This is a genomic window from Escherichia sp. E4736 (genome assembly GCF_005781225.1).
Lineage (GTDB): Bacteria > Pseudomonadota > Gammaproteobacteria > Enterobacterales > Enterobacteriaceae > Escherichia.
The window spans coordinates 34,098-54,169 of record NZ_VATT01000025.1 but is presented as its reverse complement, the minus strand read 5'-3'; the positions used below and the strand labels follow the sequence as shown (position 1 = coordinate 54,169).

The window sequence follows — 20,072 nt, the reverse complement described above, 5'->3', positions numbered from 1 at the left end:
TCGTTCCCTCAGGAAGGAAATGCGAGTGATTTCACCGTCACCGGCACAACCGATCCGCCAAAAAGAGGCGTACCAATGTCGATATAGTCCCCCGCGCGGACAATCACTTCGTCAATGACTGCCAACGGGAGTTGTTGTAGCTGTGGGCGCAACAACATGCCCAGAGCTTTACCAAAGTCCTGCCCGGCCACCACCAGCAGGGGATGCGGATTCGGAAAACGCGCGACGAAATCGACCAGCGCGTTGATGACCGTCAGTACCGCGGCGTAACGCACAGGCAGCGAGGCGGGAAGCGCCAGCACGTACGCGTCAGTTTTGGGATCAAGATCCAGCTGAATCAGCGCCTGTTGCCAGGCACTCACCAGATCCGTTTCATCAATTGGGATCGCCACCGGCAAATTACGCAGCGGCAGTTGTACGCCCTCCAGCCAGATTGTGCTGCCAGAGAGCGAAAGAGTATGTGCGCCCGCGCCAATCACCGTGGCGCGCACGGTTTGCGCCGGAAACTGCACGTTCATCTCACGCAGGCGCGGATGGTCATGCAGCGCCGTTGCCAGCAGCGGGCCAATATCGGCAAAACAGAACGGATCGGCGGGCTGGTGGCGATAACATTCGCCCACGCCGCCAGAAAGCGTAATGATTTCGGGCGTAACACCTGCGGGCAGTAAACCGGTTTGCATCAATGCCTGCGCGAGCGGCGAGAGCGTTCCGTCAATCACTTCGACAATTAGCGCCGCCATTCGTCGGGTAACCTGCACCAGCTGCGCGCCAGTCAGCGAACGGGCGTCAGTGCCTGCGCCGAAACACTCATCCACAATCATCTGCCCCGGTTTATGGGCGTACACCACGCGCCCCTGGCTGTCGGTTTCCAGCAGGCGACCGCCGACGTTGAGGCAGGCAGTACCACTGATTTTTCCGGCATCGAACAGGGCGTAGTTCGCCGTGCCGCCGCCGATGTCGATATTCAGTACCCGACACAGCCGTTGTTCAGAGAGTATTTGCGCCCCGGCACCGTGACCCGCGATCACAGATTCGAGATGCGGTCCGGCGCTGGCGACGACAAAATCCCCCAGCGACTGGGAGAGCGTCATCACCGCCGGACGGGCATTGCGGGTTTTTGCGCTTTCGCCAGTAATGATGATGGCACCAGAATCAACGCTTTCCGGCGCAATGCCCGCAGCCTGATATTGCTCGAGGATTAAAGTTTTCAGCTCCGCTTCTTTTAAACCGCCCTGTTTATCGACAGGGGTAAAGAACACCGGGCTTTGCCAGCTAATTTCGCGTTTGATGAATTCGTAGCGCGGCACCTGCGACACTGCCGCACGGTTAACCAGCTCCAGGTGGGAGAAAATCACCTGGGTGGTGGTGGTGCCGATATCGATACCGACGCTTAGTAGCTGGCGAGTGTTCACGATTGCGCCTCCACTTCGGCTTTAGCCGCAGTCGCGTCTTCTTTTGGTACCAGCATCATCGCCACGCCAATTGCCGTTACGCCGCCGATCAACTTGCCGACAATCATCGGGAAGATCATGGCGTTCATGTTGGCAGCGGCGAAGCCTAAGTGGTCGCCCAGAGCGAAGGCTGCGGAAACGGCGAAGGCGCAGTTGATGACTTTGCCGCGGGTATCCATCTGCTTCATCATACCGAACATCGGGATGTTGTTAGCAAGCGTTGCCACCATGCCAGCTGCCGCGATATTGTTCATATTCAGCACTTTACCGACGCTCATCAGCGGTTTTTCAAACCAGCGGGTCAGCAACAGCACCATCGGATATGCCCCTAACAGCACGCAGGAGATAGAACCGATAACTTCAATGGCGCGCATCACCTCACCTGGTTTATCGCCAGGGGCCATGAAGATCGGATCCAGGCCCGGGATCAGTTCCCAGCCAAGCAGGAATTTCACCACCGCGGCAGCAAGGCCGAGGGTAATCAATGCAACGAGGAATTTGGCGAAGATCTGGAAGCCGTTGATCATTTTTTCCGGGATGAATTTCAGCCCCAGCGCCACCAGTACCGCGACGATCAGTACCGGGATCATGTTCATCAGGATCAGGGCAAAGGTGAATTCCACAGGCTGGCCGTTGATTTGTACGCCGGAATACATAGCTACCAGACCACCAGCAATACAGCCAATTGGAATGGTCACAATGCCGGCCAGCACACCGAGCGCCAGATAACGACGGTCAGAAGGTTCGATAATGCCGAGCGCCACCGGAATGGAAAACACAATCGTTGGCCCCATCATCGACCCGAGAATTAACCCAGAGTATAGCCACGCTGCTACGTCGCCGCCCGCCAGCTCTTTGGCGAGGAAGAAGCCGCCCATATCGCACGCCAGCAGCGTTCCGGCGAACATCGACGGGTTGGCGCCGAGCATTTCGTAAACCGGGATGATCACCGGCCCGAGTACGTGGGCCAGTACCGGTGCCAGCGCGGTCATACCGACCATCGCCAGGCCCAGTGCGCCCATTGCCATAAAACCTTCTTCGAACTGCCCGCCGGATCCTTCGATACTTTTACCGAACTTACCGAGGAAACGTGCAGAACCGCCAAACTGCGACAGGATCCTGTCTACGGCAGCTATCAGCATAAAGAACATCATGATGTACATGATGATTTCGTTAATTCCCATCGCCTTTACTCCCTGTTAGTTGTTATTTATTGGCGGATACGGTGTAAACACCTTATCCGCCCTACATGTGCAATCCTGTAGACCGGATAAGACGCGACAAGCGTCGCATCCGGCATTTATTGCGCCGCTGCGTACAAGCCGACAATCTGCTCCAGGCTGGCGGTACGCGGGTTGCTGCGCAGACAAATATCTTCCTGCGCGGCCTGCGCCCATGCACCGTAATGCGCAGATGTCGCACCAACATCGCCCAGTCGTTTACCAATCCCAACTTCCGCTATCAGCTCACTTACCGCATTAATAGCGTCACGATCGTCGGATTTTTTAGTTCGCAGCGCCCGACCAACCTGGCTAAAGCGTTCGCGACAAACCATCCGGTTAAACTCCATCACCGTTGGCAGCAGCATGGCGTTCGCCAGACCGTGCGGAATATGCAGCGCCGCCCCCGGCTGATGCGCCATCGCGTGGCATAACCCAAGCCCCGCACTGGAAAACGCCATTCCCGCCATACATGAAGCCAGCAACATGCTCTCGCGGGCGGTAAGGTCGTGACCGTAGCCCACCGCTTTCGGCAGCGATTGACCAATCATCGCAATGGCGCCAATCGCCAGACTGTCGGTAAATGGGGTGGCGTTCAGCGCGCTATACGCTTCAATGGCGTGAGTTAACGCATCGATGCCAGTCATCGCCGTGACATGCGACGGCACGCCTTCGGTTAGCGCAGCGTCGAGAATCGCGACATCCGACATCAGCGAGGCATGTGCTAACACCTGTTTGCGCCCGCTTACCGCATCGATAATCACCGTCACGTTAGTCGTTTCAGAGCCGGTTCCGGCGGTCGTTGGAATGGCAATTAACGGCAATCGTGGTTGCAGAACGCTGGTTTCTGACATTTTTGCCAGCGTGCTATCGGAATTCGTCACCAGCAACGCTACGGCTTTCGCTGCATCGAGCACCGAGCCACCGCCAAACGCGATGACACCATCGCAGCCTGATTCACGCAGCTGCGCCACGGCTGCGCACACGTCTGTAATGCACGGTTCGCCCACCGGACACGGCCAGAGCGTCATAGCGATACCTTTGACGGTCAGACTGCGAATCAGCCCGGCGGTCATCCCCGACTGATGCAAAAAGCCATCCACCATCACAAACAAATGTTTCAGCCCGCGCGTTTGTGCTTCCTGCCCGCAACTGCTCACTGCGCCCAGACCGCAGAGTGTGACAGGCGGGACGCTAAATATTTTTACCCGTTGCAGATTCAGGGTATCGAACGCCTGAAAGAGCGCGGTCTGCAATTCATTTTGCATAGATCCCCTCCGCTTTCTCTCGCCCACTACTGGCGATCGCCAGCGGGGTCATAAACAAACTGTGCTGCGGTAGATGCACCTGTAACGCCGGGAATTGTTTGCGAAACAGTTCCGCCACGCCCGGTTGCATACAGGAGCCGCCCGCCAGCCATAAATCAGTAATGCCCTGCCCTTCAATATGCCGGGCGACAATGTCCGCCATTTTTTCGTACACCGGCTTCACCGCAGGCCAAATCTCTTCACCATGTCCGCGCTTGTACTGCTCCGCCTCTTCCAGCGAAATTCGGCGATTTCCGGCGAGAGTCAGAGAGATGTGATGTCCGCCGGTGGCTTCATCCGCCGAGTAAGTCACCTTGCCCTTTTTCACGATGGCAATGCCGGTGGTGCCGCCGCCGATATCCACTACACCTGCGTTATCCAGTTGCAGCAGATCCGCAACTGCAGTTGGCTCATCCAGCACATGGCTCACTTCCAGCCCGGCGGATTCCAGCACGTTGATGGATATACGCGGGTCCGTACCAGGAGGAAATGAGGTCGCCGCATGGCTAAAACGGCGACCGAATTGCTGCTCAAGCGTGTCGAGATGGCGACGAACAATGGTGACAGCGCCGAAGAAATCCCAGACGATGCCGTCGCGGACCACATCGGCCCAGTCGAGGCATACCGCCACCGGCTGACCGTCGCGATCGACAACCATCGACACCACATCGCAGGTGCCCAGATCCACCCCCAGCCACAGCGGAGATTCCGTCGCGGCGGGCGTCTGGTTACACCGCGTTGCCGCCGTTTGCAAACGCGGGGTGAGCCATTGTTCGTCGTGCGCCATCGGTTACTCCTTAAACAATGCGAAACGCATCGACTAATACACAGCGACGCAGACGGACAAAAGTACGCGCGCTGGTTACCCCTTCACCGGTTGGCGTGGTGATGGTCATGGTGGTCCAACCTTCCCCGCCCAGCCCCAGCCCGGCAATGCACGGTCCGTTTTTGACGAAAATGCTGGTATCAATAGCGTTTGCCATCTGGTTCATGTTTTCGATATTGCGCGAGTGCATCGCCGCCGTGTGGTGGCAACCGCCTTCCAGTTTCACCGCCAGCGCAATGGCATCCGCCACGTTGGCGACGCGCACGACGGGCAGCACCGGCATCATCAGTTCGGTCACGGCAAACGGATGTTCTGCGGTGGTTTCTACAAACAGCAATCGCGTTTCTGACGGGACGTTCAGGCCGATTGCCGCCGCGATTTTCGCCGCATCGCGACCAACCCAGTCACGGCTGACGGAGCCTTTTCCGCGCTCGTCGATATTTTTCAGCAACACCGGTTGCAGCTGCTGCGCCTGCTCTGTGGTCAGTTTCACCGCGTGCTGGCCTTCCATCAGACGCATCAGTTCATCGGCTACGCTATCAACAACAATCAGCACCTTTTCATCGGCACAGATGATGTTGTTATCGAAAGAAGCGCCTTTGACGATGGACTGAGCGGCACGGGCGAGGTCGGCGGTTTCATCCACCACCACTGGCGGATTACCGGCACCTGCGGCAATCAGGCGTTTATTGGTGTGTTTGCGCGCCGCTTCCACTACCGCTTCGCCGCCCGTCACCACCAGAAGGCCGATGCCTGGAAACTTGAACAAGCGTTGCGCGGTTTCGATATCCGGATTGGCCACGGTAACCAGTAAGTTTTCCGGCCCGCCTGCGGCAACAATCGCCTGGTTGAGCAGCGTAATCGCCCGCTGGGAGACTTTTTTCGCCGCCGGATGCGGGGCAAAAATGACGCTGTTGCCCGCGGCAATCAGGCTGATGGCGTTATTAATTACGGTTGCCGCCGGGTTAGTGGAAGGCGTCACCGAAGCCACCACGCCCCAGGGCGCGTTTTCAATTAAGGTCAGGCCGTTGTCACCCGTCAGCACCTGCGGAGAGAGACACTCAACGCCCGGCGTACCGCGCGCCTGGGCGACGTTTTTGGCAAATTTATCTTCAACGCGGCCCATACCGGTTTCACTGACGGCAAGTTCCGCTAAATCTCTGGCGTGTTTTTCGCCTGCTTCACGAATGGCTGTTATCGCCAACTGGCGCATTGCCACACTTTTTAATCCTTGCTGGGCAATTTTGGCTGCCGCAACGGCGTCATCCAGGGAAGCGAAAACGCCCATCTCATGAACGGCGGCGGGCGGCATGTCACTGCTTTGCATTTTCAGCAGTACCGCTTTCACCACCTGTTCAATATCCTGTTGATTCATGATGTTCTGCCTTATTTGTGGAAAATAACCTGACCGCCAGACACCACCTCATCGACGATGCCAATCACGCACAGATCGACCGGTGACGTTTCGCTTTTATGCGCCTGGCGGGCGGAACTGCCACTCACCAGCAACACCCACTCCCCGGTTCCCGCGCCAATATTGTCGATGGCGACGGCACATTGCCCGTCAGGATTACCTTGTGGATCAATCATTTCCACCATCAGCAATTTGTCATGCGCCAGTCCGTGATGGCGTACGGTACAAACAATTTGTCCAGTGACGACTGCCAGTTTCATACCCGCCTCCGTGGCGTATTTCAGGTAAAAGCTCCCCCTACCCTCCGCGGAAGGTAAAATGAAAAAGGAGAGAGCGTGACGCCCGAATCGACGTCACACAGGGTGATTACAGGTTGCTGCTGTCGCCTTTCAGGCCGATCGGGAAGACTTCTTCCAGGTCGCCGTGCGGACGCGGGATAACGTGTACGGATACCAGCTCGCCAATACGCTGTGCCGCTGCGGCACCAGCATCGGTCGCGGCTTTACAGGCTGCAACATCACCGCGAACCATCGCAGTGCACAGGCCGCCGCCAATCTGCTTCACGCCGACCAGTTTGACGCGCGCAGCTTTCACCATCGCGTCAGAAGCCTCAATCAGTGCAACCAGGCCCCGGGTTTCGATCATTCCTAATGCTTCCATTGTGTTTTCCTCTTTATCAGGGTCCAGAACGGGACCGTTCATTCAACCAGTGTTTGTAAACTGCTTTCGCGGTTCACTTCTGTCTGACGCGGTACGGCTGCCACCAGCGCCAGTTCGATAATTTCCTGCACGCTACAACCACGAGAGAGATCGTGCATCGGCGCGGCAAGTCCTTGTATCAATGGCCCGACGGCACGATACCCGCCAAGCCGTTGTGCGATTTTGTAGCCAATATTTCCGGCTTCCAGCGACGGAAAAACCATCACATTGGCTTTGCCCTGTAGCGGGCTGGCAGGCGCTTTTTGCGCCGCCACTTCCGGCACGAAGGCGGCATCAAACTGCAACTCGCCATCGACTACCAGCTGCGGCGCGCGCTCACGGACGATTTCTGTCGCCTGCTGGACGTTGGCAACGCAGGGGTGACGGGCGCTACCGTTACTGGAAAACGACAGCATCGCCACGCGCGGCTCTTCTCCGGTGATGGCGCGCCAGGTTTCGGCGCTGGCAAGCGCGATATCCGCCAGTTGCGCCGCCGTCGGCTGCGGCACCACGCTGCAATCGGCAAAGCCCAACGCCGGACCGCTGTACTGTGGCAGCATCAGGAAAATGGAAGAGAGCGTTTTACAGCCAGACTGCAAGCCAATAATGCGTAATCCGGCACGCAGCACATTCGCCGTGGAAGAGAGGTTGCCCGCAATGCAGACATCCGCTTTACCGGCGCTGACCATTGCGGCGGCGAACATCAGCGGTTCGGTGAGTTTTTCCAGCGCATCCGGCGGCGTTTTTTCGCCCGCGCGGGCCAGCCAGCGATGAGCAAATTCTTCCCGCATTGCGAGGTTGCCATGCGGATCAATCACCTGTAGCCCGTCCATCGCCACGCCGTGACTGAGCGCAAACTGACGAAGTTCAAACGGATTGGCGACCAGAATGGGCGTTGCCAGACCTTGTTGATGTAAATATTGCGCAGCTTTCAGCACACGTTGATCTAACGCATCCGGAAAAACCACTCTGGCGGGCGCTCGCAACGCCAGTTCACGACAACGTTCAATAATCATTGCGTCTCCCCCAGTCGTTGTTGGATCTGCTTCACCGTTAGCGGCTGCTTCGTAACGCTCAGGATCATCATCACGTAAACCGTGCTCGAAAGGCGGTTCAGCGCCTGCAAGATGTCCGGGCGTAATACTTCAAAACTGCGGGTGATAAACACCTGCGCCGCTACGGTTTCGGTTTCACGCACTTTGGTGCGTAGCAGATTCAGCAACGCCGCATCGCGCCCGTGGCTGGCTTCCGGCACCAAATGATCGTGGTCGAGATAGCGCAGCGGCTGGTGAGAAAGTCGATGCAGATCTTCGTCAGAAAGCCCGACAATCGCCTGGCAGCCCAGCGGTTCCCCCAGCGCATCGGCACGCATAATGTTGCCAAGACGCGAACGGATATCGGCCAGCCACGGCTGCCACGGTTCCGCCAGTTCAATTTGCAGCCACACAGCCAGCGCAATGGTGCTGTCGAGAACAGCGCGAAAACCCAGGCGCGGATCGCTTTTGGCAACCATTTTTTCCGCCGACAGATGAGTCAGTGTGTCTGGTTTTTTCGCCACCGGCTGGCGGCACAGTTCGCAGCACGCCTGCGGATGTTCATCGCTACTGGTCAGCCCGTGAACGGGCTGCGGCTGCTGCTGTTCATCATCAACAAACAGGCTACCCTGCTCGTCAATAAACTTGATGCGCAGATGGCGGCTTTCCAGCAACTCCCGGGCAGAGGGCGTCAGGCGACTGTTCGCAGGGAGATGGATCTCTGCGCCTTCGCTGAGCGTATGGTTCGCTCTTAGCCATGCTTCGGTGATGAAATCTTTCATAGGGATTGCCAGTTAGCCGGCCAGGCGACATACAGGAATTTCACGCTGGATGTCGTACCAAATTCAATGCTGGAGCCTTTCGGGATAAACATCACATCGCCCGCTTTGGCAATCATGGTTTCGCCTTCGTGGCGAACATGCAGCTCCCCTTCCAGCACCATGTCGATTTCGTCGTAGTTCAGGGTCCACGGGAAGAAGGCGTTGTCCCACTGCATGAAACCAGCGGCCATACTGCTGCCGTCGTCTCCGGTCACAAGATCAGTTAAGCCCACGCAGTGCGGTTCAGCGCCATCGAAACGACCAAACTTGACGCTGCTGCCATCAATCACTTTGATGCCGCCTTTGCCGGTCACCGATTTGAAGCTCGGCTGCATCGCGCCCTGCTCCAGTGACTGTTTTTCCTTCATCACTTTTTCCATCAGCTGTGCGACCAAGCTTTCGGTAAACTGGCCTTCTGGCAGCTGGGCAATGATGGTTTCGCGGATGCGCTGGCTTTCGGTTTTATCGGCTGATGCACTGGCGGGAACGGATGCCGTTACAGGCGTCGATTCATCGCACTCGGTGATGGTAAAACCCAGTAGATCCGCCACTTCGCGTGCTTCAGGGGTAATAATGCTGGCGCGCAGAACCACGGACATTGCCTGTTCGCCGCGCGCGTGTGCTTCACGAATATCATTCGCTGTGATGAGTTTTTTCACCTGCTTCCTCCTGTTCGGTGAGAGATGCCAGATAATCCACCAGTTGCTGCACGCTTTGCGGGTCGTGGTTGTTTAGCGCGAAAATTGGCTCTTCAAAGCCAGTCTCAAGCAATAACTGTCGCGTTGCGGTGACGTCAGCATCCGGCATGTCCGTTTTACTGATGACGGCGATTTGCCGTTTACTGGCGCCAATATCCAGCAGCCCGGCAGGTAATCGGCTTTCTGGATCATTTGCGCCGTGGACATATATCAGCATGTCCACATCCTGTAGCGTGGTTATTAAGGCGTGATACCAACGGGGATGGCTAAAATATTCACCCGGAGTATCAATATCGCCATTATCATTAAATTCCACGGCCTGTGTTTTTCTGGCGAGGGTATAATCTCCCTGCAACGCATTAAATAACGTTGTTTTTCCTGCCCCGACGCTACCCACAAACGCAATTCGTTTCATGAATGCCTCGTATTAACTTTTAGTCATTTCACACAGCGTATAATTTAATAAGCGTCCTAAACCACTGACGGTTTGTGATAACGCTTCTTCTACTGCGCCCACCGAGCCATAAATCACCAATGCGCCGCTGAAGCGGTCGAGAAAACCGATGTGTACATCGGCAGCTTTTAATGCTAAATCACCGGCAATCATCGCTGTTTCGCCGGGAGTTAGCGTCATAATGCCAATTGCGCCAGCATCCGGAACGCCGATTTTCTTCGCCAGTTCTTCACCCGGATGCGCAATCAAATGCGCCAGCGTGACCTGTTTCCCGGGTACAAATTCCTGAATGATGCGTTCTTTGTCCATGAGTCGCCGCCTGTAAAAAACGTGCGTGTATCGTGACAATTTTTCGTCAGAGTAAATAACAAAATTCGGCAAGCGTGTTTAAAAGGTGAGGTAGATCACTAAGAATGGAGAGATATTTACCGTGATACATAAACTTTCATATGCAGAGCATGAATAAATATAAAGATATTGCTTTATTTTATGTCGGGTAATTTATTTGCTATTAGTAAAAGCAGTAAGACGTATTAATAATATAAAAATCGCTTACCCCGAATTACTCAGGGTAAGCGTGATAGTTAAGCAAGAATTACAGCGGTTGGGTTTGCGCTTCAACCACGGCGAGCGCCACCATGTTGACGATACGACGCACTGACGCGATCGGTGTTAACACGTGAACCGGTTTCGCCACGCCCATCAGCACCGGGCCGACGGTGACACCTTCCGAGCTGGAAACGCGCAGTAAGTTGTAACTAATACGAGCAGCTTCCATGTTCGGCATCACCAGAATATTAGCGGAACCTTTCAGGGTGCTGTCCGGCATACGGTCGTTGCGAATCGCTTCTACCAGCGCCGCATCACCGTGCATTTCGCCATCAATCATCAGCTCAGGCGCACGTTCCCTGACCAACTCCAGCGCTTGACGCATTTTGCTCGACGACGGGCAGTTGGAAGAACCGAAGTTGGAATGCGACAACAGAGCAACACGCGGCTCAATACCGAAACGACGGACAGTTTCTGCCGCCATCAGCGTGATCTCCGCCAGCTCTTCTGCGTCTGGGTCATCATTAACATAGGTATCAGCAATAAAGGTGTTACCACTCGGCAGCAACAGCGCGTTCATTGCGCCTGCGGTGTGAACGCCATCGCGATAACCAAAGACATTTTTCACTACGCTAAAGTGTTCGTGATAATCGCCCACCGTTCCGCAGATCATCGCATCGGCTTCACCACGCTGAACCATGATCGCACCGATCACCGTCGGGTTGCTGATCAGCGCACGTTGTGCCTGTTCCTGAGTGACACCACGACGCTTCATGATCTGGAAGTATTCGCTCCAGTACTCTTTAAAGCGTGGATCGGATTCGTTATTGACGATCTCAAAATCAACGCCAGCTTTGATCTGCAAGCCCAGTTTCTGAATACGCATTTCGATCACGTTCGGACGACCAATAAGGATCGGTTTTGCCAGTCCCAGGGTTACCAGTTCCTGCGTCGCATGCAGAACGCGCGCCTCTTCCCCTTCCGGCAGAACAACGCGCTTCGGCGCTTTGCGAGCCTGGGAGAATATCGGCTTCATAAACAGGTTGGTTTTGTAAACGAACTCGGTCAGCTTGTCGATGTAGACGTCAAAATCGGCAATCGGACGCGTCGCCACGCCGGACTCCATTGCCGCTTTGGCGACCGCAGGGGCGATCTTAACGATCAGACGCGGATCGAACGGTTTTGGAATGATGTATTCAGGGCCAAAGCTCAGATCCTGATCGCCATACGCAGAAGCCACCACTTCGCTCTGTTCGGCATGGGCCAGTTCCGCAATCGCGCGGACTGCCGCCAGTTTCATCTCTTCATTGATAGCCGTTGCGCCAACATCCAGCGCGCCTCGGAAGATGAACGGGAAGCAAAGCACGTTGTTAACCTGGTTCGGATAGTCGGAACGACCGGTACAGATGATGGCATCCGGACGCACTTCTTTCGCCAGCGGCGGCAGAATTTCCGGTTCTGGGTTCGCCAACGCCAGGATCATCGGCGCGCGGGCCATTTTCTTCACCATATCCTGAGTCAGCACTTTCGGGCCGGAACAACCAAGGAAAATATCCGCGCCTTCAATCACATCGTCGAGGGTACGTTTGCCGTCATCCACCACCGCGTAAGCCGCTTTGGTTTCCGCCATGTTCGGCTCACGACCCTGATAAATAACGCCTTTTGAGTCGCATACCACGATGTTATGTTTTTGCAGACCCAGCGCCACCAGCAGGTTCATACAGGCAATTGCCGCTGCGCCCGCACCAGAAACTACCATCCGTACGTCAGAGATATTTTTCTCTACTACGCGTAAGCCGTTGAGAATGGCGGCGGTGCTGATGATTGCCGTCCCGTGTTGGTCGTCATGGAATACCGGAATGTTCATCCGCTGGCGCAGTTTCTGTTCAATATAGAAACATTCTGGCGCTTTAATATCTTCGAGGTTGATACCGCCGAAGGTCGGCTCAAGTGCGGCGACCACTTCGATAAATTTGTCCGGGTCGAGTTCATCAACTTCGATGTCAAACACATCTATCCCGGCGAATTTCTTAAACAGAACGCCCTTACCTTCCATCACCGGTTTGCCTGCCAGCGCGCCAATATTACCCAACCCCAGCACCGCCGTACCGTTAGAGATAACTGCCACCAGGTTACCGCGCGCGGTATATTTGTAGGCGTTTAACGGATCTTTTTCGATTTCAAGACAAGGCGCGGCGACACCCGGTGAATAGGCCAGCGCCAGATCGCGCTGCGTTGCCAGAGGTTTGGTCGGAGAAACCTGGATTTTTCCTGGTACAGGAAATTCATGGAAATCAAGTGCACTTTGTTTTAACTGCTCATCCATTTGGTTGTTCCTTTCACGTAACGTTCACAAAAATAGGTGTGGGCAACTGCCTCAGCCCACAACGTGGCGCACATTATTACCTTGCCGGAGCTTCGAGATTCTGAGCAAGCCCAAACTCTCTCCCATCAAATAATGTTTTGGTAATAATCCCATAACACTGATGTTACCTGCTTCATCCAGCAATACCATGCCTGTCTGCTATGCTTTTTTGATGCGTTTAGCGAAATTTCTCAGAAGTGTGAATTAACGCACTCATCTAACACTTTACTTTTCAAGGAGTATTTCCTATGAACGAGTTAGACGGCATCAAACAGTTCACCACTGTCGTGGCAGACAGCGGTGATATTGAGTCCATTCGCCATTATCATCCCCAGGATGCCACCACCAATCCTTCGCTGTTACTCAAGGCTGCCGGTTTATCACAATATGAACATTTAATAGACGATGCTATTGCCTGGGGTAAAAAAAATGGCAAGACCCAGGAACAACAAGTCATCGCGGCCTGCGACAAACTGGCAGTCAATTTCGGTACAGAAATTCTCAAAATCGTACCCGGTCGCGTGTCGACAGAAGTTGACGCACGCCTCTCTTTTGACAAAGAAAAAAGTATCGAAAAAGCACGCCATCTCATGGAGTTGTACCAACAACAGGGCATTGAGAGATCTCGCATTCTGATCAAGCTGGCCTCCACCTGGGAAGGAATTCGCGCAGCAGAAGAACTGGAAAAAGAAGGCATTAACTGCAACCTGACGCTGCTGTTTTCCTTTGCTCAGGCACGGGCCTGTGCAGAAGCGGGCGTTTTTCTGATTTCGCCGTTTGTAGGTCGTATTTATGACTGGTATCAGGCGCGCAAACCGATGGACCCGTATGTGGTAGAGGAAGATCCGGGTGTCAAATCTGTGCGCAACATCTACGACTACTATAAGCAGCATCGCTACGAAACCATTGTGATGGGTGCCAGCTTCCGTCGTACCGAACAAATCCTCGCCTTAACCGGATGTGACCGTCTGACCATCGCGCCGAATTTGCTGAAGGAGTTGCAGGAAAAGGTTTCGCCAGTGGTTCGCAAACTGATCCCGGCATCGCAATCCTTCCCTCGCCCCTCCCCGATGAGCGAAGCGGAATTTCGTTGGGAGCACAATCAGGATCCGATGGCGGTAGAAAAACTGTCTGAAGGCATCCGCCTGTTCGCCGTTGATCAACGCAAACTGGAAGATCTTCTTGCCGCCAAATTCTAAAACCAGCCACGGAGTGTTTTATGTCCCGAAAAGACCTTGCCAATGCGATTCGCGCGCTCAGTATGGATGCGGTGCAAAAAGCCAATTCTGGTCATCCCGGCGCGCCGATGGGCATGGCCGATATTGCCGAAGTGCTGTGGAACGACTTTCTCAAACATAACCCCACCGATCCGACCTGGTATGACCGCGACCGCTTTATTCTTTCCAACGGTCACGCCTCGATGTTGCTCTACAGTTTGCTACATCTGACTGGTTATGACCTGCCGCTGGAAGAGCTGAAGAACTTCCGTCAGTTGCATTCGAAAACCCCAGGTCACCCGGAGATTGGCTATACGCCAGGTGTTGAAACCACCACCGGTCCACTTGGACAAGGTTTGGCGAACGCGGTTGGACTGGCGATAGCGGAGCGCACGCTGGCAGCGCAGTTTAACCAGCCGGATCATGAGATTGTCGATCACTTCACCTATGTGTTTATGGGCGACGGCTGTCTGATGGAAGGTATCTCTCATGAAGTCTGTTCACTGGCAGGAACGTTGGGACTCGGCAAGCTGATCGGCTTTTACGACCACAACGGTATTTCGATTGATGGTGAAACCGAAGGCTGGTTTACCGACGATACGGCAAAACGGTTTGAAGCCTACCACTGGCATGTTGTCCACGAGATCGACGGCCACGATCCGCAAGCGGTGAAGGAAGCGATTCTTGAAGCGCAAAGCGTGAAAGATAAACCATCGCTGATTATCTGCCGCACGGTGATTGGCTTTGGTTCGCCTAATAAAGCGGGTAAGGAAGAGGCCCACGGTGCTCCGCTGGGCGAAGAAGAAGTCGCGCTGGCACGGCAAAAATTGGGCTGGCATCATCCACCCTTTGAGATCCCCAAAGAGATTTATCACGCCTGGGATGCCCGCGAAAAAGGTGAAAAAGCCCAGCAGAGCTGGAATGAGAAGTTTGCCGCTTATAAAAAGGCCCATCCACAACTGGCTGAAGAGTTTACTCGCCGAATGAGCGGTGGTCTGCCGAAGGACTGGGAGAAAACGACTCATAAATATATCAATGAGTTGCAGGCGAATCCGGCGAAAATCGCTACCCGTAAAGCGTCGCAAAATACGCTTAACGCCTACGGCCCTATGCTGCCGGAGCTGCTTGGCGGTTCGGCGGATCTGGCCCCAAGTAATCTCACCATCTGGAAAGGGTCTGTGTCGCTGAAGGAAGATCCCGCAGGGAATTATATTCACTACGGGGTACGCGAATTTGGTATGACTGCTATTGCCAACGGCATTGCACACCACGGTGGCTTTGTGCCGTATACCGCAACGTTTCTGATGTTTGTTGAATACGCCCGTAACGCCGCGCGGATGGCGGCACTGATGAAAGCGCGGCAGATTATGGTTTATACCCACGACTCAATTGGTCTGGGCGAAGATGGTCCGACGCACCAGGCGGTGGAGCAACTGGCAAGTCTGCGCTTAACGCCGAATTTCAGCACCTGGCGACCGTGCGATCAGGTGGAAGCAGCGGTGGGCTGGAAGCTGGCGGTTGAGCGCCACAACGGACCGACGGCGCTGATCCTCTCCAGGCAGAATCTGGCACAGGTAGAACGAACACCGGATCAGGTAAAAGAGATTGCTCGTGGTGGTTATGTGTTGAAAGACAGCGGCGGCAAGCCGGATATCATTTTGATTGCTACCGGTTCAGAGATGGAAATCACCCTACAGGCCGCAGAGAAACTGGCGGGAGAAGGTCGCAATGTTCGCGTGGTTTCCCTGCCCTCGACCGATATTTTCGACGCCCAGAATGAGGAATATCGCGAGTCGGTGTTGCCTTCTAACGTTGCGGCCCGCGTGGCGGTAGAAGCGGGTATAGCCGATTACTGGTACAAATATGTTGGTTTGAAAGGGGCGATTGTCGGGATGACGAGTTACGGGGAATCTGCTCCGGCGGATAAGCTGTTCCCGTTCTTTGGCTTTACCGCCGAGAATATTGTGGCAAAAGCGCATAAGGTGCTGGGAGTGAAAGGTGCCTGATGCTGATTGCCGGATGCGTCTTATCCGGCCTACCTGTCCCCGCCATGATGTTTAACGGGTGATCCACAACGTGGGCCAGGCGTCTGGCCCATGCCAGTTATCGCAGGTCGGTTCTGCGGCGTAACGCACCAGGCGAAAACGCTGGCCGTCAAAACGCCAGCGCGCCTGAATGCCACAATCGCTTAATCCGCGACCTTTCGCTAAGGTCACCAGTTCACGCGTTTTTTCATCAAATGTTGCGTTCATCAACTCCAGTTCATTCGTCTCCTGACCGTTGTTGAACGGCAAACGTAACCGTACCGGGCGCGAGGCCAGTGGCTTTTTACGCGATACAATCCATGCCAAATCAATGGTGTTATAAGCACCTGCCTCACAGCTAATCATCATTAATGCTTTATCATCGGTCAGTGCCGTAACGCTCACTTCACGACGCAACGGATCAAGCGAGCAGCGCAGACCATTCATCCGCCAGTTACCATAATCCAGCAAATCGTTACGTTCTTCGAGTGAGAGTGGTGTCGGCGTTGGGTTAACCACCGCGACCTCTTTCAGCGCAGGCGCGGGCGGTACGCTGAGCGGCGGTTCGTCCCCTTTCTTTATCCACGCGGTTTCACTGCCAACGCGCTTTTGCTGGGCATCAATAAACAACAACGCCGCTTTTAAGCCATTCAAAGAAATGGTCTGATCGCCATCGCGTAAGGTGATTGCCTTCCCTTCCTGAATCATCTGCAAAAACGTGGTGATGGTTGCCGTATCATCGGTTACTAATAACCATGGTGAAATCCGCCACTTGTCACCACTTAACGCCAACGGCTCACCATCTAACAGCAGCCGTGGCGCTATTTCCCCTTCCGACACATCCGGTGATTTCAACCCGCCGCGCTCAATACGTAAAACGGCGTCGGTATGCGCCCCGGCGCTGCGGCTCAGGGTCATCACCAGTCCATTATGATCGCCAGTATTGCGTGCCACACAGAAGTTTTGGTTATTACAGGTGACCTGCCAGTCGGAAAACGCCCGTTGCGCTGGTGCCGCCCACGCCAAAGACGTCGGCAACAAAGCGAAAAAAAAGAGAAGAAAAATGCGATAGCGCATGGACGGTACGACCCCAGAAGTTCAAACAAACAGCACAAGTCGTATCTTCGTTGCGCAGGTAGCGCGGCTCAATCGGATTTATCGGATTGAGCCAATAATAAACAACGAAATATTATTGTTATTTTTCAGTCCATTAAATGTGACGTTTGCAAATAGTTAAGCAATAACACCGTCTTACCGTCACGTATCTCGCCGGTTTTGATCATCTCCAGCGCCTGGCTGAACGGCAGCTCGAGCACTTCAATATCTTCATCTTCGACACCGCCACCGGCGTTAGCGCGCTGATTGTCACTGTATTCGGCGATAAAAAAGTGGATTAGCTCAGTCACACCGCCTGGCGACATATACAGTTCAAATAATTTGCGCACTTCGCCCACTTCATAGCCCGTCTCTTCAATCGCTTCTTTGCGAATACAGACTTCCGGTTCGTCGTTATCCAGCAGCCCGGCGCAGGTTTCAATCAGCTGCCCGCTTTCATTGCCATTAACCCAGGTAGCGACGCGGAACTGACGAATCAGAACAACGGTCTTTTTCTTCGCGTTGTAGAGGAGGATCGTCGCACCATTACCGCGATCGTAAACTTCACGTTTATGGCGGATAACTTCGCCATCTTTGCGCGTGAGATCGTAGGTAATGTTGTGCAGGGTGAAATAGTTATCGGAGAGAATTTTGTCTTTGATGAGGGTGATTTGTTGCGTCATACCGACTCCACAGCGCGAAATGAACAATTATCTTACGCTGTGAAGTCGGGTTTGTCTGCGTAGGCTATCAGTGAGATTTGACTGATTTTACGCCTAGCCAGTCAATGATCCCCTGTGCCGCATGACGTCCTTCTGCCATTGCGGTAACCACCAGATCCGCGCCACGCACGGCGTCGCCACCGGCGAAGATTTTCGGATTGGTGGTCTGGTAACGGTACTGGCTTTCAACGTCCGCCACGATGCGGCCCCACTTATCCACCGTTACACCGTGCGACTCCAGCCACGGCATCCCGTGCGGGTTGAAGCCAAATGCCATGATCACCGCGTCGGCTGGCATCACAAATTCACTGCCCTCAATCGGTACCGGACGCCGACGCCCTTGTGCATCCGCTTCGCCAAGACGCGTGCGCAGAAAACGAATCCCGCAGACGTGACCTTGTTCATTCAGCTCAATCGCCACTGGCTGAACATTAAACTCAAAGTTCGCCCCCTCTTCGCGGGCGTTCTTCACCTCTTTCTTCGAGCCTGGCATGTTGGCTTCATCACGACGGTAGGCACAGGTGACATTGCTCGCGCCGTGGCGCAGCGCGGTACGCACACAGTCCATCGCGGTATCCCCACCGCCCAGTACTACCACATTCATCCCGGCGGTATTAATAAACGGCTCTTCCGGTAGCTCTTCTAGTCCCATCACCTGTTTGGTGTTGGCAATGAGGAACGGCAGCGCGTCATAAACGCCCGGCGCATCTTCATTAGGTAAACCCGCTTTCATGGAACGGTAAGTGCCTACGCCAACGAAGACTGCATCGTATTGTTCCAAAAGCGAATCCAAAGAGACATCTTTACCCACTTCACAATTGAGTTCGAAGTGAATCCCCATCACGCTGAAGATCTCCCGACGGCGTGCCAGCAGGGATTTATCCAGTTTGAAAGAAGGAATGCCGAAAGTGAGCAAGCCACCGATTTCGGGATGGCGATCGTACACCGTCACCGCCACGCCATTGCGGGTCAGAACATCCGCACAGGCCAGCCCTGCCGGCCCCGCGCCAATAATCGCCACTCGCTTGTCGACTTTGGTGACATGACTTAAGTCAGGACGCCAGCCTTTCGCCAGCGCCTGATCCGAAATGTAGCGTTCAATATTGCCGATAGTCACCGCACCGTGCTCATCGCGAATAGTACAGGCACCTTCGCACAGACGGTCTTGCGGGCAGACGCGTCCGGTAATTTCCGGCAGGGTGTTGGTCTGGTGAGAAAGCTCAACGGCGGCGTCGATGTTTCCAGATTTCACCAGTTCAATCCATTGTGGAATGTGGTTATGCAACGGGCAGGTCCATTCACAGACGCTATGCTCGCCGCACTTCAGGCAGCGCGAGGCTTCCTGTTGTGCCTGGTCGGCACGAAACGGCAGATAAATTTCATCAAAACCAGTTTTGCGCGCTTCAATCGCCAGTTTATCCGGCTCGCCACGCGCGGGCGTTGCCTGCATTTGCTCGACTTTACTCATTACCGGCATTTCTTGTGCCGCGGTACTGGCATGCCACGGTTGATGTTCCTGGCGCGCGGTGCGCAGGCGGCGGGATTTCGCCATGCCGGAGAGTGCAGCGTCAGTGACCAGTTGCAGCGCGTCCGCCGGGCAATTCTCGACACAGGCAGGGCCGTTTTCGCGCCCTGCACACAGGTCGCATTTATGCGCGGTGGCTTTAACTTTGCCCTCCGCGACGGGCGTCAGGACGATTTGCATCGTACCAAATGGACAGGCCACCACGCAGGATTTACAGCCAATACACTTTTGCTGATTGACCTGAATGCTGTCATCAACGTGGCTGATCGCGCCATTAGGGCAGCTACGGGCGCAGGGCGCATCTTCACAATGGTGACAAGTCACTGCGCTACGTTGCTGCTGATGTTTAATAACCGTAATTCGGGGGTGGAAATGGTGCTGACTCAACACGTGTTGCTCATCATTGTGAGCCATCACACAGGCCACTTCACAAGCATGGCACCCCAGACATTGCTGACTGTTGGCCATAATAAAACGATTCATAACGACCTTCTTTTTTGGTTGTAAAAACCTTATTCTTTATATGAGTGTTGTTATTACCCGACTTAGACGGGGATCGGCAATGTTCATGTGCCCAGAACAAGTAACTATTTCGCTATAAACTGTGGCAGATCAAATAATCTCATCGCTTATCAAATTGCGTTTCAGCGA

The 20,072-nt window shown here is 54.6% G+C and carries 18 protein-coding genes; 2 read left to right on the top strand and 16 right to left on the bottom strand.

Annotation, left to right across the window (positions count from 1 at the left end; genetic code table 11):
• Positions 1–8 precede the first annotated feature (8 nt).
• From eutA to maeB, 13 genes are all read right to left on the bottom strand, one after another.
• Positions 9–1,412: an ethanolamine ammonia-lyase reactivating factor EutA gene (eutA, locus tag FEK46_RS16115; RefSeq protein ID WP_135559786.1), complete on the bottom strand. Its 1,404-nt coding sequence runs from the start codon at positions 1,410–1,412 to the stop codon at positions 9–11.
• Positions 1,409–2,635, bottom strand: coding sequence for an ethanolamine utilization protein EutH (gene eutH, locus FEK46_RS16110; protein WP_130260661.1), 1,227 nt, complete (start codon positions 2,633–2,635; stop codon positions 1,409–1,411). Before eutH ends, eutA begins: the two co-directional genes overlap by 4 nt.
• 116 nt (positions 2,636–2,751) lie before the next feature.
• Positions 2,752–3,939 (bottom strand): ethanolamine utilization ethanol dehydrogenase EutG, encoded by a 1,188-nt coding sequence (eutG, locus tag FEK46_RS16105; RefSeq protein ID WP_135559787.1) that lies wholly within the window; start codon positions 3,937–3,939, stop codon positions 2,752–2,754.
• Complete coding sequence (eutJ, locus tag FEK46_RS16100) at positions 3,929–4,765, bottom strand: ethanolamine utilization protein EutJ (protein WP_135407505.1); 837 nt, start codon at positions 4,763–4,765, stop codon at positions 3,929–3,931. The genes eutG and eutJ overlap by 11 nt, the downstream gene beginning before the upstream one ends.
• A 10-nt stretch (positions 4,766–4,775) precedes the next feature.
• Positions 4,776–6,179, bottom strand: a complete 1,404-nt coding sequence (locus FEK46_RS16095; RefSeq protein ID WP_135407507.1) for an aldehyde dehydrogenase family protein — start codon at positions 6,177–6,179, stop codon at positions 4,776–4,778.
• A gap of 11 nt (positions 6,180–6,190) precedes the next feature.
• Entirely contained in the window at positions 6,191–6,478 is a 288-nt protein-coding gene (gene eutN / locus FEK46_RS16090; protein ID WP_000762196.1) for an ethanolamine utilization microcompartment protein EutN, read from the bottom strand.
• 106 nt (positions 6,479–6,584) lie between these two features.
• Positions 6,585–6,878, bottom strand: coding sequence for an ethanolamine utilization microcompartment protein EutM (gene eutM / locus FEK46_RS16085; protein ID WP_000387713.1), 294 nt, complete (start codon positions 6,876–6,878; stop codon positions 6,585–6,587).
• A 38-nt stretch (positions 6,879–6,916) separates the two neighbouring features.
• On the bottom strand, positions 6,917–7,933 hold the full coding sequence (gene pta, locus FEK46_RS16080; protein ID WP_135559788.1) for a phosphate acetyltransferase: 1,017 nt from the start codon (positions 7,931–7,933) through the stop codon (positions 6,917–6,919).
• Positions 7,930–8,733: an ethanolamine utilization cob(I)yrinic acid a,c-diamide adenosyltransferase EutT gene (gene eutT / locus FEK46_RS16075; protein ID WP_135559789.1), complete on the bottom strand. Its 804-nt coding sequence runs from the start codon at positions 8,731–8,733 to the stop codon at positions 7,930–7,932. The genes pta and eutT overlap by 4 nt, the downstream gene beginning before the upstream one ends.
• Positions 8,730–9,431: an ethanolamine utilization acetate kinase EutQ gene (gene eutQ, locus FEK46_RS16070; protein WP_130216810.1), complete on the bottom strand. Its 702-nt coding sequence runs from the start codon at positions 9,429–9,431 to the stop codon at positions 8,730–8,732. Before eutQ ends, eutT begins: the two co-directional genes overlap by 4 nt.
• Complete coding sequence (eutP, locus tag FEK46_RS16065) at positions 9,406–9,885, bottom strand: ethanolamine utilization acetate kinase EutP (protein ID WP_000820758.1); 480 nt, start codon at positions 9,883–9,885, stop codon at positions 9,406–9,408. The genes eutQ and eutP overlap by 26 nt, the downstream gene beginning before the upstream one ends.
• A gap of 12 nt (positions 9,886–9,897) precedes the next feature.
• Positions 9,898–10,233 carry an ethanolamine utilization microcompartment protein EutS gene (gene eutS / locus FEK46_RS16060; RefSeq protein WP_000356956.1) on the bottom strand — a complete coding sequence of 112 codons (336 nt, stop codon included), beginning with the start codon at positions 10,231–10,233 and terminating at the stop codon, positions 9,898–9,900.
• Between the two features lie 286 nt (positions 10,234–10,519).
• The gene (gene maeB / locus FEK46_RS16055; RefSeq protein WP_135407515.1) at positions 10,520–12,799 is read right to left on the bottom strand and encodes an NADP-dependent oxaloacetate-decarboxylating malate dehydrogenase; all 2,280 of its coding nucleotides are present in this window, start codon (positions 12,797–12,799) and stop codon (positions 10,520–10,522) included.
• Positions 12,800–13,086: 287 nt separating this feature from the next.
• On the opposite strand from maeB, the gene tal reads away from it, so the two are divergent.
• Together tal and tkt are read left to right on the top strand one after the other, a co-directional pair.
• The gene (gene tal / locus FEK46_RS16050) at positions 13,087–14,037 is read left to right on the top strand and encodes a transaldolase (RefSeq protein WP_135559790.1); all 951 of its coding nucleotides are present in this window, start codon (positions 13,087–13,089) and stop codon (positions 14,035–14,037) included.
• 20 nt (positions 14,038–14,057) lie between these two features.
• Entirely contained in the window at positions 14,058–16,061 is a 2,004-nt protein-coding gene (gene tkt, locus FEK46_RS16045; protein WP_135559791.1) for a transketolase, read from the top strand.
• A gap of 51 nt (positions 16,062–16,112) precedes the next feature.
• On the opposite strand, the gene FEK46_RS16040 is transcribed toward tkt, so the two are convergent.
• The 3 genes from FEK46_RS16040 to aegA all read right to left on the bottom strand — a co-directional run bounded on the left by FEK46_RS16040 (position 16,113) and on the right by aegA (position 19,904).
• A complete protein-coding gene (locus tag FEK46_RS16040) occupies positions 16,113–17,156 on the bottom strand; it encodes a DUF1176 domain-containing protein (protein WP_135492882.1) in 1,044 nt (347 codons plus the stop codon).
• A gap of 125 nt (positions 17,157–17,281) precedes the next feature.
• Complete coding sequence (nudK, locus tag FEK46_RS16035; RefSeq protein ID WP_000193711.1) at positions 17,282–17,857, bottom strand: GDP-mannose pyrophosphatase NudK; 576 nt, start codon at positions 17,855–17,857, stop codon at positions 17,282–17,284.
• A 67-nt stretch (positions 17,858–17,924) separates the two neighbouring features.
• Positions 17,925–19,904: a formate-dependent uric acid utilization protein AegA gene (gene aegA, locus FEK46_RS16030; protein WP_135559792.1), complete on the bottom strand. Its 1,980-nt coding sequence runs from the start codon at positions 19,902–19,904 to the stop codon at positions 17,925–17,927.
• Positions 19,905–20,072 lie beyond the last annotated feature (168 nt).

Excerpts from the sequence above, each read along its gene's own strand:
- nudK (WP_000193711.1), bottom strand. The coding sequence starts at position 17,857 with ATGACGCAACAAATCACCCTCATCAAAGACAAAATTCTCTCCGATAAC.
- FEK46_RS16040 (WP_135492882.1), bottom strand. The coding sequence starts at position 17,156 with ATGCGCTATCGCATTTTTCTTCTCTTTTTTTTCGCTTTGTTGCCGACG.
- eutT (WP_135559789.1), bottom strand. The coding sequence starts at position 8,733 with ATGAAAGATTTCATCACCGAAGCATGGCTAAGAGCGAACCATACGCTC.
- aegA (WP_135559792.1), bottom strand. The coding sequence starts at position 19,904 with ATGAATCGTTTTATTATGGCCAACAGTCAGCAATGTCTGGGGTGCCAT.
- FEK46_RS16095 (WP_135407507.1), bottom strand. The coding sequence starts at position 6,179 with ATGAATCAACAGGATATTGAACAGGTGGTGAAAGCGGTACTGCTGAAA.
- tal (WP_135559790.1), top strand. The coding sequence starts at position 13,087 with ATGAACGAGTTAGACGGCATCAAACAGTTCACCACTGTCGTGGCAGAC.
- eutJ (WP_135407505.1), bottom strand. The coding sequence starts at position 4,765 with ATGGCGCACGACGAACAATGGCTCACCCCGCGTTTGCAAACGGCGGCA.
- eutM (WP_000387713.1), bottom strand. The coding sequence starts at position 6,878 with ATGGAAGCATTAGGAATGATCGAAACCCGGGGCCTGGTTGCACTGATT.
- eutG (WP_135559787.1), bottom strand. The coding sequence starts at position 3,939 with ATGCAAAATGAATTGCAGACCGCGCTCTTTCAGGCGTTCGATACCCTG.
- eutS (WP_000356956.1), bottom strand. The coding sequence starts at position 10,233 with ATGGACAAAGAACGCATCATTCAGGAATTTGTACCCGGGAAACAGGTC.
- maeB (WP_135407515.1), bottom strand. The coding sequence starts at position 12,799 with ATGGATGAGCAGTTAAAACAAAGTGCACTTGATTTCCATGAATTTCCT.
- eutH (WP_130260661.1), bottom strand. The coding sequence starts at position 2,635 with ATGGGAATTAACGAAATCATCATGTACATCATGATGTTCTTTATGCTG.
- eutP (WP_000820758.1), bottom strand. The coding sequence starts at position 9,885 with ATGAAACGAATTGCGTTTGTGGGTAGCGTCGGGGCAGGAAAAACAACG.
- pta (WP_135559788.1), bottom strand. The coding sequence starts at position 7,933 with ATGATTATTGAACGTTGTCGTGAACTGGCGTTGCGAGCGCCCGCCAGA.
- eutN (WP_000762196.1), bottom strand. The coding sequence starts at position 6,478 with ATGAAACTGGCAGTCGTCACTGGACAAATTGTTTGTACCGTACGCCAT.
- tkt (WP_135559791.1), top strand. The coding sequence starts at position 14,058 with ATGTCCCGAAAAGACCTTGCCAATGCGATTCGCGCGCTCAGTATGGAT.